At 68.3% G+C, this 15,006-nt stretch carries 11 protein-coding genes; 8 read left to right on the forward strand and 3 right to left on the reverse strand.

What is annotated here, in order from left to right; translation table 11 throughout:
* Positions 1-15 precede the first annotated feature (15 nt).
* The 7 genes from H7J06_RS26790 (at position 16) to H7J06_RS26820 (ending at position 10,545) form a co-directional block, all read left to right on the forward strand.
* Positions 16-1,407: a WS/DGAT/MGAT family O-acyltransferase gene (locus tag H7J06_RS26790; protein WP_264042431.1), complete on the forward strand. Its 1,392-nt coding sequence runs from the start codon at positions 16-18 to the stop codon at positions 1,405-1,407.
* Positions 1,408-1,451: 44 nt separating this feature from the next.
* Complete coding sequence (locus H7J06_RS26795) at positions 1,452-2,960, forward strand: alpha/beta hydrolase (protein ID WP_264042432.1); 1,509 nt, start codon at positions 1,452-1,454, stop codon at positions 2,958-2,960.
* An 89-nt stretch (positions 2,961-3,049) separates the two neighbouring features.
* On the forward strand, positions 3,050-4,579 hold the full coding sequence (locus H7J06_RS26800; RefSeq protein WP_264042433.1) for an alpha/beta hydrolase: 1,530 nt from the start codon (positions 3,050-3,052) through the stop codon (positions 4,577-4,579).
* A gap of 112 nt (positions 4,580-4,691) precedes the next feature.
* The gene (gene glnA / locus H7J06_RS26805; RefSeq protein WP_264042434.1) at positions 4,692-6,032 is read left to right on the forward strand and encodes a type I glutamate--ammonia ligase; all 1,341 of its coding nucleotides are present in this window, start codon (positions 4,692-4,694) and stop codon (positions 6,030-6,032) included.
* A 36-nt stretch (positions 6,033-6,068) separates the two neighbouring features.
* A complete protein-coding gene (locus tag H7J06_RS26810) occupies positions 6,069-9,020 on the forward strand; it encodes a bifunctional [glutamine synthetase] adenylyltransferase/[glutamine synthetase]-adenylyl-L-tyrosine phosphorylase (RefSeq protein ID WP_264042435.1) in 2,952 nt (983 codons plus the stop codon).
* A complete protein-coding gene (locus H7J06_RS26815; protein WP_264042436.1) occupies positions 9,017-9,688 on the forward strand; it encodes a PaaI family thioesterase in 672 nt (223 codons plus the stop codon). The genes H7J06_RS26810 and H7J06_RS26815 overlap by 4 nt, the downstream gene beginning before the upstream one ends.
* On the forward strand, positions 9,685-10,545 hold the full coding sequence (locus tag H7J06_RS26820; RefSeq protein WP_264042437.1) for a TIGR03619 family F420-dependent LLM class oxidoreductase: 861 nt from the start codon (positions 9,685-9,687) through the stop codon (positions 10,543-10,545). Before H7J06_RS26815 ends, H7J06_RS26820 begins: the two co-directional genes overlap by 4 nt.
* A 12-nt stretch (positions 10,546-10,557) precedes the next feature.
* Here the strand turns inward: H7J06_RS26820 and H7J06_RS26825 are convergent, their stop codons facing one another.
* Positions 10,558-10,989, reverse strand: coding sequence for a DoxX family protein (locus H7J06_RS26825; RefSeq protein WP_264042438.1), 432 nt, complete (start codon positions 10,987-10,989; stop codon positions 10,558-10,560).
* 112 nt (positions 10,990-11,101) lie between these two features.
* Positions 11,102-12,538, reverse strand: coding sequence for a type I glutamate--ammonia ligase (glnA, locus tag H7J06_RS26830; RefSeq protein ID WP_263998685.1), 1,437 nt, complete (start codon positions 12,536-12,538; stop codon positions 11,102-11,104).
* Between the two features lie 127 nt (positions 12,539-12,665).
* Here glnA (H7J06_RS26830) and H7J06_RS26835 point away from each other — a divergent pair, with 127 nt between their 5' ends.
* Positions 12,666-13,148 (forward strand): RDD family protein, encoded by a 483-nt coding sequence (locus tag H7J06_RS26835; protein ID WP_264042439.1) that lies wholly within the window; start codon positions 12,666-12,668, stop codon positions 13,146-13,148.
* Here the strand turns inward: H7J06_RS26835 and H7J06_RS26840 are convergent.
* Positions 13,145-14,968, reverse strand: coding sequence for an amidohydrolase (locus H7J06_RS26840; RefSeq protein WP_264042440.1), 1,824 nt, complete (start codon positions 14,966-14,968; stop codon positions 13,145-13,147). The genes H7J06_RS26835 and H7J06_RS26840 overlap by 4 nt on opposite strands.
* Between the last annotated feature and the right edge of the window lie 38 nt (positions 14,969-15,006).

Consider the following 15,006-nt stretch of genomic DNA (forward strand, 5'->3'; position numbering starts at 1 on the left):
CCTTACCATCGCGACATGCAACGGCTCAGCGGACTCGACGCCAGCTTCCTCTATCTCGAAACCGCCGCGCAGCCGCTGCACGTGTGCTCGATCCTCGAGATCGACACCTCCACCATTCCCGGCGGATACAGCTTCGACCGGATGCGCGAGGCGCTGAGCCTGCGCATCAAGGCCATGCCCGAGTTCCGGGAAAAGCTCGCCGACAACCGGTTCAACCTCGACCACCCCGTATGGGTGGAGGACCACGACTTCGACGTCGACCGGCACCTGCACCGCATCGGACTCCCGTCGCCAGGAGGACGCGTCGAACTCGGCGAGATTTGCGGACACATCGCCTCGCTGACGCTGGACCGCACCAGGCCGCTGTGGGAGATGTGGATCATCGAGAACGTGGCGGGCACCGACGCGCACGCCGGTGGCCGGCTGGCCGTGCTGACCAAGGTGCACCACGCCGGCGTCGACGGCGTGACCGGGGCGAACCTGATGTCGCATCTGTGCACCACCGAAGCCGACGCGCCCGCGCCCGAACCCGTCGATGGCGTGGGCGGCGGATCGGACCTGGAGATCGCCGTCAGTGGCGCGTTCAAGTTCGCCACCCGGCCGCTGAAGCTGGCCAACGTGGTGCCGTCGACGCTGTCGACGGTCGTCGACACCGTGCGGCGGGCGCGCAACGGTCTCACCATGGCGGCGCCCTTCGCCGCACCGCAGACCAGGTTCAACGCGACGGTCACCGGACGCCGCAACGTCGCGTTCGCCCAGCTCGACCTCGAGGACGTCAAGACCGTCAAGAACCACTTCGGGGTGAAGGTCAACGACGTAGTGATGGCCTTGGTGGCGGGGGTGCTGCGGCGGTTCCTGCTCGAGCGTGAGGAACTCCCCGACAGCACGCTGGTGGCCATGGTCCCGGTGTCGGTGCACGACAAGTCCGACCGGCCGGGCCGCAACCAGGTGTCGGGCATGTTCGCCAGTCTTCACACCGACGTCGAGGATCCGGCCGAGCGGCTGCGGGCCATCGCGGAGGCGAATTCCGTTGCCAAGCAACACAGTGCGGCGATCGGAGCGACACTGCTGCAGGACTGGTCGCAGTTCGCGGCGCCCGCGGTGTTCGGGGTGGCGATGCGCGTGTACGCCTCCAGCCGGCTGACCAGTGCTGCGCCCGTGCACAACCTGGTGGTGTCCAACGTGCCGGGGCCCCAGGAGCCGCTGTACTTCCTGGGTGCTCAGGTCAACGCGATGTACCCGCTGGGGCCGATCTTCCACGGGTCCGGGCTCAACATCACCGTGATGTCGCTCAACGGCACGCTGGACGTCGGTTTGATCTCCTGCCCCGAACTGCTTCCCGATCTCTGGGACATGGCCGACGACTTCGAGGTCGCGCTCAAGGAGTTGTTGAACGCCGCGGGCTAACACCCTCAACTGCGCCGACGGTCCGCCATGGCAGCATGACAGCCATGAACCTCAGACGCGGGGTCCTCGCGGCCGCCCTCATCGTGCTGCTGGTGGCCGGCTGCAGCAAAGTGGTCGACGGTCGCGGCGTCATCGCCACGCCCCGGCCGGGCGCGCCGATCGACTGGTCGCAATGCGACGTCGCGTCGTCGGACGTCCGCATCCCGGCGGGCGCCGAATGCGGAAAGCTCTCGGTACCGGTCGATTACGCGAAGCCCGACGGTGACGTCGCGCGCCTGGCAATGATCCGGTTCAAGGCAACCGGGGACAAGATCGGTTCGCTGATCGTCAATCCCGGCGGACCCGGCGAGTCCGGCGTCAACGCCGCGGCCTCCCTGGTGGGCGCGATGCCCGAGTCCGTCCGTCAACGCTTCGACCTCGTCGGCTTCGACCCGCGCGGGGTCGGCTCGTCGACGCCGGCGGTGTGGTGCAACTCCGACGCCGACAACGACCGGCAGCGGGCCGACGACCAGGTGGACTACACGCCAGAAGGTGTCGCCCACATCGAGTCGGAGACCAAGGACTTCGTTGCGCGCTGCGTCGAGAAGATGGGCAACGACTTTCTCGAGAACGTTGGAACGTCAAGTGTCATCAAGGATCTCGACGCCATGCGGGCCGCCCTCGGTGACCAGAAGCTGACGTACCTCGGCTACTCCTACGGCACCCGCATCGGCTCGGCCTATGCCGAGGCCTACCCGCAGAACGTGCGCGCGATGATCCTCGACGGCGCGGTCGACCCCAACGCGGACCCGGTGGAGGCCGACATTCGTCAGGCCGCGGCGTTCCAGACCGCGTTCAACGACTACGCGGCCGACTGCGCCAAGAGTCCGCGGTGCCCCCTCGGAACCGACCCCGCCAAGGCGGTCGACGTCTACAAGAGCATGGTCGAGCCACTGGTGGACAATCCGGGCAAGACCAGGGATCCACGCGGCCTCAGCTACAGCGACGCCATCGTCGGCACGATCCTCCCGCTGTACTCGCCCAACCTCTGGCGTCACCTCACCCAGGGCCTCTCCGAGCTCAAGAACGGTTCCGGAGACACCATGCTGGCGCTGGCGGATCTCTACATGGGCCGCGACGAGAACGGTCACTACAACAACTCCACCGACGTGCGGGTCGCCGTCAACTGCGTCGACGAGCCGCCGATCACCGATCGCAAGACCGTCGTCGACGAGGACCGACGCGTCCGCGAGGTGGCCCCGTTCATGAGCTACGGACAGTTCACCGGGCACGCCCCGCTCAGCACGTGCGCGTTCTGGCCGGTGCCCGCCACGTCCAAGCCGCACCGGATCTCCGTCGCGGGACTTCCTCCCGTCCTGGTGGTCTCGACCACGAACGATCCGGCCACGCCGTATCAAGCGGGCGTCGACCTTGCCAAGCAACTCGGGGGCACGCTCCTGACGTTCGACGGCACCCAGCACACCGTCGTGTTCCAGGGCAACAAGTGCGTCGACGACATCGCCGCCAAGTACCTGGTCGACGTCGCGGTGCCGCCGCCCAACTCGAGCTGCTGACCGGTTAGGTCACCGTCGGATCACCGTCCGGTTGCCGACTAGTGTCTGCGCGAGCCCCGCTCGACCACCGAACTTCTTTGCGTGCAACGATGTTCGCCATGTGGCTGGTGGGCAGGCTGATCGCGGCACTGCCCGCACTGGTGTTGGCGTCGGCGCTCGTCGGCCCGGTGGCAACGGCGTCACCCGAGGGATCGCCCACGGTTCAGTACGGACAACCCCCCGTGTGGGGCAGTTGCGCCGGCTTCCTCGGGCCCGCCGCCGCGCTGCCGACCGCTCAGTGCGGCATGGTGAGCGTGCCCGTCGACTACGCGAAACCCGAAGGCGCACAAGCGCAATTGGCCGTGATCCGGGTGCCGGCCACCGGCGACCGGATCGGGGCGCTGCTGGTCAACCCCGGAGGGCCGGGTGCATCCGCCGTCGACGCCGTCGCCGCCATGGCCGGCAGCTTCGGTGACAACGAGATCACCCGCCGCTTCGACCTGGTCGGCTTCGATCCGCGCGGCGTCGGACGTTCCACACCCCAGGTGCGCTGCCGCAGCGACGCGGAGTTCGACGCCTACCGTCGCGAGTCGCTCACCGACTACAGCCCCGACGGAGTGGCTCGCATCGAGCAGATCTACCAGCAGGTCGCCCGGGAGTGCGTCGCCCGCACCGGAGAGGACTTCCTGGCCAACGTCGGGACCGCCTCCACCGTCCGCGACATGGACGTCGTGCGGGCCGCGTTGGGGGAGAACCAGATCAACTTCCTCGGCTACTCGTACGGAACCGAACTCGGCGCCAGGTACGCCGAACAGTTCGGCGACCGGGTGCGCTCGATGATCCTCGACGGTGCCGTGGACCCCAGCGCCGATCCGGTGTCGGAGAACGTCCGTCAGCTCGCCGGCTTCCAGACCGCATTCGACGACTACGCCGCGGATTGCGCGCGGTCGGTCGACTGCCCGCTCGGGCAGGACCCGACGCAGTTCGTCGCGCGGTACCACCAACTGGTCGACCCGCTCGTGCAGCAGCCCGGCCGGACCTCGGACCCGCGCGGGCTCGGCTATCAGGACGCCATCACGGGAACGGCCAACGCGCTCTACACCCAGCGCTACTGGAAGTTCCTGACCAGTGGGCTGCTCGGCCTGCAACGCGGCACCGACGCCGGGGACCTGTTGTTGCTCGCCGACGACTACCAGGGGCGCGACGCGGCTGGGCACTACACCAACCAGCAGGACGCGTTCACCGCCATCCGGTGCGTCGACGCGCCCTACCCGACCGACCCCGCGGTGTGGGCCGAGGCCGATCGACAAGGGCGGGCCGCCGCGCCGTTCATGGCCTACGGCGAGTTCACCGGACTGGCTCCCCGGGACCAATGCGCCCTGTGGTCCGTGCCGCCGACCTCCGCACCCCACGCGGCGACGTCACCCGGGCCGGGCAAGGTCGTCGTCGTCTCGACGACCCACGATCCGGCCACCCCGTACCAGGCCGGGGTGGACCTGGCGCACGAAATGGATGCCTCGCTGATCACCTTCAACGGGACTCAGCACACCGTCGTCTTCAACGGCGACGCCTGCGTCGACTCGGCGGTCGTCGACTTCCTCGTCACCTCGGCGCCGCCGCCGCAAGATCTTCAGTGCTAGCTCGCGCCGGGACAGGCGCGCGGGTCATGCCGACCCTGCTGACCGCCGAGCCGCACACCATACGCAGCAGCCGCGTAACACGGAATTAACAGCGGGTGCCTACGCTTCGCACATGGATCGGCAGAAGGAATTCGTGCTCCGGACGCTCGAGGAGCGTGACATCCGATTCGTGCGGCTGTGGTTCACCGACGTGCTCGGATACCTCAAGTCCGTCGCGATCGCCCCCGCCGAGCTGGAGGGCGCGTTCGAAGAAGGCATCGGCTTCGACGGATCGTCGATCGAGGGCTTCGCCCGGGTGTCGGAATCCGACACCGTCGCCCGCCCGGATCCGTCCACCTTCCAGGTGCTGCCCTGGACCACCAGCGGCGGCAAGCACCACTCCGCCCGGATGTTCTGCGACATCACGATGCCCGACGGTTCCCCCTCCTGGGCCGACTCACGGCACGTCCTGCGTAGGCAGCTGGCCAAGGCCAGTGAGCTGGGCTTCTCCTGCTACGTGCATCCGGAGATCGAGTTCTTCCTGCTGCAGCCCGGCCCCTACGACGGCTCGGAGCCGGTGCCCGCCGACAACGGTGGCTACTTCGACCAGGCGGTGCACGACTCGGCCCCCAACTTCCGCAGGCACGCCATCGACGCGTTGGAGTCGATGGGCATCTCGGTGGAGTTCAGTCATCACGAGGGCGCGCCCGGCCAGCAGGAGATCGACCTGAGGTACGCCGACGCGCTGTCGATGGCCGACAACGTGATGACGTTCCGCTACGTCGTCAAGGAGGTGGCCCTGACCGAGGGGGTCCGGGCGACGTTCATGCCGAAGCCGTTCTCGCAGTACCCCGGTTCGGCGATGCACACCCACATGAGTCTCTTCGAGGGCGACGCCAACGCCTTCCACACCCCCGACGACCCGCTGCAGCTCTCCGACATCGGCAAGTCGTTCATCGCCGGCATCCTCGAGCACGCCAGCGAGATCAGCGCGGTCACCAACCAGTGGGTGAACTCCTACAAGCGGCTGGTGCACGGCGGCGAGGCGCCCACCGCGGCATCGTGGGGGGCAGCCAACCGGTCGGCCCTGGTCCGGGTGCCGATGTACACCCCGCGCAAGGCGTCCTCGCGACGCATCGAGGTGCGCAGTCCCGACTCGGCCTGCAACCCGTACCTTGCGTTCGCCGTCCTGCTGGCGGCCGGGCTGCGCGGCGTGGAGAAGAACTACGTGCTGGGTCCGCAGGCCGAGGACAACGTGTGGAACCTGACGCCCGAGGAACGTCGCGCGATGGGCTACAAGGAGCTGCCGGGCAGCCTCGGCGTCGCGCTGGGCGAGATGGAGAACTCGGAACTGGTCGCCGAAGCGCTCGGCGAACACGTCTTCGACTTCTTCCTGCGCAACAAGCGCGCCGAATGGGAGACCTACCGCAGCAACGTGACGCCGTACGAGCTGAAGGCCTACCTCTCCCTGTAGCGCGGATGGCTCGACCCCCTGCGTTACCGTGATGGGGTGGCAAAACCCGCGACGCAGCGACCGACGCTGCCCAGCGTCGGTCGGTTGGGCTTGGTCGAACCGCCCGCGCGTGCGGATCTGGACCGGCTGGGTTGGACCACCGACGACTACGTCGAGCTGTTGTGGTCGCTGTCTCGTGCACCCGACGCCGACACCGCGCTGCGGACGATGGTGCGCCTCGCCGACGCCCTCGGCGACGGATGGGACGAACTCAACCGCGCCCTGGTGAAGGACCGCGGGTTGCGCGGCCGGCTGTTCGGCGTGCTCGGGTCCTCCCTGGCGCTGGGAGACCACCTCGTCGCCCAACCGACGTCCTGGCACCTGCTGGCGGGGCAGGTCGCGCTGCCCGGCCCGGACGAACTTCGCCGCGCCTTCACCGAGATGGCCGAGAACACCTCGGAGACAAATGAATTGCGCGTGCTCTACCGCGACCGGCTGCTGGTGTTGGCGGCGCTCGACCTGGCGCCGACGGTGGAGAACGAACCCGTGCTGCCGTTCCCGACGGTGGGGGAGCACCTGGCGGACCTCGCCGACGCCGCGTTGGCCGCCGCCCTCGTCGTCGCGACCAGGACCGTGTGCAAGGACGGCACCCCGCCCCGACTGGCGGTCATCGCGATGGGCAAGTGCGGTGCGCGCGAACTGAACTACGTCAGCGACGTCGACGTCATCTTCGTCTGCGAGAAGGCCGACGCGATGAGCGCCAGGCTGGCCGGGGAGATGATGCGGTTCGCCGGCGAGGCGTTCTTCGAAGTCGACGCCGGCCTGCGGCCCGAGGGCAAGAGCGGCGAGCTGGTACGGACGCTGGAATCCCATGTGGCGTACTACGAGCGGTGGGCCAAGACGTGGGAGTTCCAGGCCCTGCTGAAGGCCCGCCCGGCCGTGGGCGACGCCGACCTCGGCGCGCAGTACATGGCGGCGCTGATGCCGATGGTGTGGGCGGCCTGCGAACGGGAGGACTTCGTCTCCGAGGTTCAGAAGATGCGTCGACGGGTCGAGGAACTGGTGCCCGCCGGGGTCAGGTCCCGCGAGATCAAGCTCGGCACGGGCGGCCTGCGCGACGTCGAGTTCGCCGTCCAGTTGCTACAACTGGTCCACGGCCGCAACGACGAATCGCTGCACGTGACATCGACCGTCGACGCGCTCGCCGCGCTGGGTGCCGGCGGGTACGTCGGCCGTGACGACGCCGCGAATCTCACTGCGTCATACGAGTTCCTGCGACTGCTCGAGCACCGCCTGCAACTGCAGCGGCTCAAGCGCACCCACATGCTCCCCGAAGCGGGTGACGAAGAGGCCATGCGATGGTTGGCCCGCGCCGCACACATGCGGCCCGACGGCCAGCACGATTCGCTGGGCGTGCTGCGCGAGGAACTCAAGCGCCAGAGCCTGCGGGTGTCGCGCCTGCACGCCAAGCTCTTCTACCAACCGCTGCTGGAGTCCGTCGAGGGCAACGCCGTCGAGTTCTCCCCGAGCATGTCGCCCGAGTCGGCCGAACGTCAGCTCGCCGCACTGGGATACGAGGGACCGCAGAGTGCACTGACCCATCTGGCGGCGCTCACCGGCAGTAGCGGCAGACGGGGCCGGGTGCAACAGGTGCTCCTGCCGACGCTGCTGGATTGGTTGTCCGACGCACCCGACCCGGACGCCGGGTTGCTCGCCTACCGCAGGCTCAGCGACGAGATGGCCGAGCAGCGGTGGTTCCTGGCCTCGCTGCGCGACGAGGGCGCGGTGGCCAAGCGGCTGATGCACGTGCTTGGCACGTCTGCGTTCGTCCCCGAGCTCCTCATGCGGGCACCCGAGGTGATCCGGCAATACGCCGACGGCCCGTCGGGACCCAAGCTGCTGGAGGTCGAGCCGGAAAACCTGGCCCACGCGCTCGTCGCGTCGGTGGGTCGGCACACCGATCCGCTGCGCGCCATCGCGGCGGCCAGAACGCTTCGGCGCCAAGAGCTGGCCCGCCTGGCGTCCGCGGACCTGCTCGGCATGCTGGAGGTCACCGAGGTGTGCCGGGCGCTGACCTCGGTGTGGGTCGCGGTGCTGCAGGCCGCGTTGGACGTCGTCATCCGCGCCAATTCGCCCGCGGGCGGCCCGCCCGCCAGGATCGCCGTGATCGGCATGGGCCGGCTCGGTGGTGGCGAACTGAGTTACGGCTCCGACGCCGACGTCATGTTCGTCTGCGAACCCGTCGGCGGGGCAGAGGAATCCGTGGCGGTGAAGTGGTCGGTCACCATCGCCGAACAGGTCCGCGCGTTGCTGGGCACGCCGAGCGCAGACCCGCCGCTGGAGGTCGACACCAACCTGCGCCCGGAGGGTCGCAGCGGTCCGCTGGTTCGCACGCTCGCCTCCTACGAGGCGTACTACTCGCGGTTCGCGCAAACCTGGGAGGTGCAGGCCCTGCTGCGGGCCCATCGCGTCGCGGGTGACGAGGACCTCGGCTACCGCTTCCTGCTGATGGCCGACAAGACCCGCTACCCACCCGGCGGGGTGTCCACCGAAGCGGTGCAAGAGATTCGGCGGGTGAAGGCTCGGATCGACGCGGAACGGCTGCCTCGCGGCGCCGACCCGAACACCCACACCAAACTCGGCCGGGGTGGGCTCGCCGACGTCGAGTGGACCGTCCAGCTGCTGCAACTGCGCTACGGCCACGAAATCGCCGCGCTGCACAGCACCTCGACGCTGGACGCCCTCAACGCCATCGGCGCCGCTGAACTGATCGCCGAGGGCGACGTCGACCTCTTGCGGCAGGCCTGGCTGACCGCGACGAAGGCCCGCAACGCACTGGTGTTGGTGCGCGGCAAGCCAACCGACCAGCTACCGGGGCCGGGTCGCCAGCTCAACGCGGTGGCCGTCGCGGCGGGATGGGACAACAGTGACGGCAGCGAGTTCCTCGACAACTACCTGCGGGTGACACGACGGGCGAAGACGGTCGTGCGACGGGTCTTCGGAGAATGACCGCGGAGTTCCCGTTCGACCTCGTCACCGCCGAGGAGTACGAGCGCCAACAGGTGGTGCACGGTGCGTTGACCCACGCGATCCGCGAGCTGATCGACGCGGGCATCCGCACCGACGTCGACGACGACACTGCCCACGAGGCCAGGGCCGCCATCGAGGCGGTCACGGCCCGGCTGCGCAGCGCGCAGCGCACCACGACGTCGACGCTGCGGCACGCCGAGACCGGTCGACCCCTGGCGTGGGCGAATCCCGCAGTGGGACTGCGCAATGCGATCGCCCCGCCGATGGACATCCACCACGAGGACGGGGGCCGGTGCTGGGCCGAATTCGACCTCGGGTTGGCCTACGAGGGGCCGCCGGGTCTGGTGCACGGTGGCATCTGCGCGCTGGTGCTCGACCACCTTCTCGGCGAGGTGGCCAGCGACGGCCTGACCAAACCGCTGTTCACCGGCACCATCACGCTGCGCTACCTGCGCGGCACCCCGCTGGGCGCGGTGCGGGCGGAGGCCTTCGTCGAGAGGACCGAAGGCGTCAAGACCTTTGCGCGCGGCTTCCTCGGTGACGCCGGCGGCTGGACGGTGGAGGCCGACGGGGTGTTCATCATGCCGGCCTGGGCGCGGGGTGGGCGACGGCAGGAGCGTAGCGACCCGGGAATGTGCAGCGGATGAAGTTCTACGTCAGTCCCGCGTTCCTGCCGACCCGTGAAATCGTCGAATTGGCCAAGGCGGCAGACGATCTCGGTTACGACGGATTCGGCATCCCCGATCACGTAGTCAACCTGGAGACGCTGGCCACGCCCTACCCGTACACCAAGGACGGCGAGCGCCGGTGGCCACCGTTCACCGACTGGCCCGACCCGTGGGTGCTGATCGGGGCGCTGGCCCTGGTCACCGAACGGCTGCACTTCGTCACGACGGTGTTCATCCCCGGCATGCGCGACCCGTACTCGGTGGCGAAAGCCGTTGGCACGGCGGCACATCTGGCCGGCGGCCGGGTGGAGCTGGGCGTCGGCGTGGGGTGGTGCGAAGAAGAATTCACGTTGATGGGCCAGCGCTTCGACCGCCGCGGCAAGCGCACCGACGAGATGCTCGAGCTGCTGCGCGCGCTCTGGCAGCCGGGGTGGACGGAGTTCGACGGCGAGTTCTACCAGACCCCGCGCCTGGAGATGGAGCCCACACCGCCGCACATTCCGATCTTCGTCGGGGGACTGAGCGACGTGGCGCTGCGCCGGGCGGCTCGCAACGACGGGTGGATCGGTGATCTGATCACCACCGACCGCGCCATCGCGAGTGCCCGGCGGTTGCGCGACCTACGCGCCGAAAATGGGCTCGGGATGGAGGATTTCACCATCCTGACCCCGCTCGTCGATGCGGTGAGCAGTGCGGACTACGAACGTGCCGAAGCTGCGGGAATCACCCACATCCTCACGCAGCCGTGGATGTTCCATTCGGGCCCGGAGGCCACCACGGCGGAGAAGATCGACGGGATGAAGCGCTTCCGCAAGGACTTGGCGCTCGACCGCTGACCGTCCCCGGCGTCAGCGCCTGGTGCGGGTGACCGACGCCGCGCCGCTGCGGCGCCGGGCGTCGAGGGCCCACGCGCCGCCACCGGTGAACACCAGCAGGAAGAACGCGAAGCAGTAGAGGACGGCCGCCTCGCCGCCGTTGTTCAGCGGGACGAAGTCCTTCGGCAAATGCTGGGTGAAGTAGGCGAACGCCATGGTGCCCGAGGCGATGAAAGCCGCGATGCGGGTGAACAATCCGAGGCCGATCAGGATGCCGGTGACCAGTTCGATGACCCCGGCGAACCAGTACGGCCACACCCCGACGGGGGCCTGCTGCTGGGCGAGCGGCCAACCGAAGAGGTGCGAGGTGGCATGGCACAGAAACAGCAGCGCGAAGACCACGCGAAAGATGCTCAGTACGGCGGGGGCGTGCGGGGCGAGTCTGGCGTCGAGATTCGTCAGCATGGCGACGACTCTACTATCCGGACCCCGGTCCGCATAGTTGTACGTCTCGCCGACACGACGAAGCCGGGCGGAGGTGACCTCCGCCCGGCTTCGCGTGTCGTTCTACGCGCGATTAGACGTCGTAGTAGAGCGCGAACTCATACGGGTGCGGACGGATCTGGATCGGCATGATCTCGTTCTCCCGCTTGTAGGAGATCCAGGTGTCGATCAGGTCCTCGGTGAACACGCCACCCTCGGTGAGGTAGTCGTGATCCTCCTCGAGGCGGTCGATCACCGCGGACAGCGACGTCGGCGCCTGGGGGATGTTCGCGGCCTCCTCGGGAGGAAGCTCGTAGAGGTCCTTGTCGACGGGCGCCAACGGCTCGATCTTCTTCTTGATGCCGTCGATGCCGGCCATCAGCATCGCCGCGAACGCCAGGTACGGGTTGCCCGAGCTGTCCGGGCAACGGAATTCGAGACGCTTGGCCTTCGGGTTGTTGCCCGTGATCGGGATGCGCACGCACGCCGACCGGTTGCGCTGGCTGTAGACCAGGTTGATCGGCGCCTCGTAGCCCGGCACCAGACGCTTGTAGGAGTTCACCGTCGGGTTGGTGAACGCCAGCAGCGACGGCGCGTGGTGCAGGATGCCGCCGATGTAGTGGCGCGCCAGGTCCGACAGACCCGCGTAGCCCGACTCGTCGTGGAACAGCGGCTTGCCGTCCTTCCACAGCGATTGGTGGGCGTGCATGCCGGAACCGTTGTCACCGAACAGCGGCTTGGGCATGAAGGTGACGGTCTTGCCGTTCTTCCACGCCGTGTTCTTGATGATGTACTTGAACAGCAGCACGTCGTCGGCGGCGGCCAGCAGGGTGTCGAACTTGTAGTTGATCTCGGCCTGGCCCGCGGTGCCGACCTCGTGGTGGCCGCGCTCCAGGACGAACCCGGCGTTCTGCAGGTTGGTGGCCATCTCGTCGCGCAGGTCGACGTAGTGGTCGTACGGCGCGACGGGGAAGTAGCCGCCCTTGGGCCGGACCTTGTAGCCCAGGTTGGGGCTGCCGTCGGCTTCGAAGGGCTCGCCGGTGTTCCACCAGCCCGATTCGGAGTCGATCTCGTAGGAGGTGCCGTTGATCTTCGAGTCGAAGGTCACCGAGTCGAAGATGTAGAACTCGGCCTCGGCACCGAAGAAGCAGGTGTCGGCGATGCCCGTGCTGGCGAGGTAGTTCTCGGCCTTGCGGGCCACGTTGCGGGGGTCGCGCGAGTAGGCCTCACGGGTGAACGGGTCGTGCACGAAGAAGCTGAGGTTCAGCGTCTTGGCGTGCCGGAACGGGTCGATGCGCGCGGTGTTGGGATCCGGCAGCAGCATCATGTCGGATTCGTGGATGGACTGGAAGCCGCGCACCGACGAACCGTCGAACGCCAAACCGTCCTCGAACACGCTCGCGTCGAAGGCCGAGGCGGGGATCGAGAAGTGCTGGACGACGCCCGGCAGATCGCAGAAGCGAATGTCGACGTACTCGACGTTCTCGTCCTTGATCAGCTTGAAGATGTCGTCTGCAGTCTTTTCTGGCACTGAGAATTCTCCTTTGACTGGTGATCCGCCGTTCGACGCTAGGGACACCATATTGCGCGGCGGTCAAAGGCATGTTGCGCCGACGTTACGCAGTGGTGGTGTCAGGCGCCCACCCTATGCTGGATTCATGGCCCGCACCTTTGGTTCCTGGCTCTCCGGGCCGCCACCCTCCGAGGCTGGCGACGCCAGCCAGGGGCCCAACGACTTCGCCGGGCAACGTCTGGGTTTGCCCCCGTCGGGACCGGGTTCGCTGGTCGGCACCGGGCGACGGGTCCTGGCCGTCACGCTCGACTGGCTGATCGCGATGGGGCTGGCCTCGCTCGCCGGGTCGGTGGACCGCAGCGGCACCCTTGCCGACCACCGGGCGCTGGTCCTGGAGGTCATCTGGCTCGTGCTCGGGGCGGTGTCGGTGCGGTTGTTCGGTTTCACACCCGGCCAACTGGCACTGGGGCTGCAGGTGGCCTCCGTCGACCACCGCCAGCACGTCGGCATCGGCCGGTCGACGGTCCGCGTGCTGCTGGTCGCGCTGGTGATTCCCGCCCTGTTCACCGACGCCGACGGCCGTGGCTTTCAGGACCGGTTGACGGGAACGGCCGTCGTCCGGCGCTAGACCTCGTGGCGGATCTGGCCGTTCATCATCGTCATCGTGACCGCCGCCTGGTGAATGTCGTGCGGATCGCCGTCGAGGATGTTCTTGTCCAGCACGATGAGGTCGGCGAGCTTGCCGGTCTCGAGTGAGCCGACCTTGTCGTCCAACCGAATCTGATACGCCGCTCCCAAGGTGTTGGCGTGCACCGCCTCGACCACCGACAGCCGCTGGTCGGCGGGTTCCAGGACCGGCGCGTCGGGCTGCCCGATGAGTTGCCGGGTGACGCCGATCTGGATCGAGTCCAGCGGCTTGTACGTCGAGAAGTAGCCCGCCGCAGGCCAATCGGTGCCCAGCGAGATGCGGCCGCCCGACTTGAGCACGTCCTGGGGCCGGTAGAGCAGATCCTTGCGGGGCGACCCGTATCGCGCCCCCATGTTGGTCACGGTGTCCGGGTCTGCCGACAGCCAGTTCGCCGAGAACTGCGCGATGACGCCGAGCTTGCCGAACCGCGGATTGTCGGAGTCGTCGACGTAGACCAGATGGGCGATGGCGTGCCTGCGCTCGCGGGGAGGGTTGGCGGCGATCGCCTCGTCGATGGCGTCCAGCGCCACTCGGGCCGTGTGCTCCCCGCAGGCGTGCACGTGCAGGTCGAAACCGGCCGCGTCGACGTCGCGAATCATGCGGTGCCACTGCTCCTCGGTGAACGGCGAACCACCGGTGGTGTCGGGCTTGTCGGCATAGGGCTCCAACAACCAGGCGGTGTAGCCGCCCTGCGTACCGTCCCCGACGATCTTGACCACCGTGGCCTGCACCAGCTCGGTGTTGACGCGGTTGCGCACCTCGGTCATCTTGGCCACCGTGTCGTCGACCGGCGGTCCCTTCACCGCGTAGGACGCCACCACGCGGAAGGGCAGCTCGCCGCGCTTCTCCGCGTCGACGTAGAGCTCGAGGATGGCCGCCTGATCCTCACCGATCGGTGGTACCCCGGCGTCGAACACCGACGTGATGCCCGCCTGGGCGGCCTTCGGCGTCCACGACGCCAAGAGCTTCGCCATCGTCTCGGGGGAGATCGGCTCGACGGCGTTGACGACCTGTAGCTCGGCGACGACCTCGAGGACGTACCCGGTCGGATCGCCCTTCGTGTCGCGGACGAAGTAGCTGAATCCCGGTATCGGATCGGGGGTGTTGCGGTCGACCCCGGCAATCTGGAGTGCCTTCGAGTTGACCCACAGGCTGTGGCCGTCGATGGCGAAGAAGAACGCGGGACGGTCCGGCAGGATCCGGTCCAGGTCCGCTCGATTGGGTCCCTCGGGGCCGAACATGTCGACCCGCCAACCGAACCCGCGCACCGGCCCGACCGGGTTGTCGGCGGCGTACTTGGCGATCGCGGCGAGCGCGTCGGCCCCGGTGGGCAGCTGCAGATCGAGACCCGAGGTCAGGAAGGCCCCCATGAACGGGTGGATGTGGGCTTCGACGAAGCCGGGCATCAACAGTCGACCGTTCAGGTCGACCACCCGGGTCTTGTCGCCGACCAGGGCCATCGCGCCGGCCTCGTCGCCGACGTGGGTGATGGTGGTGCCCGTGACCGCCAGCGCCTTGGCCCACGGGTCCGGGCCGGCGACGGTGTAGATGGGACCGTTGCGGAAGACGAAGTCCGCCTTCCCGTCCGCGGCTGCCGTGCTGGGTGCGCTGGACGACGAGGGCGATTCCCGCGTCGGCGTGCACGCCGCCATCGCGGTGGTCGCCGCGGCCACTGCGGCAACGGTCAGCACCGTTCGTCGGCTCGCGCGGACACCTCCGAACGCGGCGAAATGCGGCGCCCAATCACACGCAGTACACATCCACTGCCCCCCACAGACTTCCCCCGAGGCACCTGGTC

It is taken from the genome of Mycolicibacterium hodleri, assembly GCF_025822245.1.
Classification (GTDB): domain Bacteria; phylum Actinomycetota; class Actinomycetes; order Mycobacteriales; family Mycobacteriaceae; genus Mycobacterium; species Mycobacterium hodleri.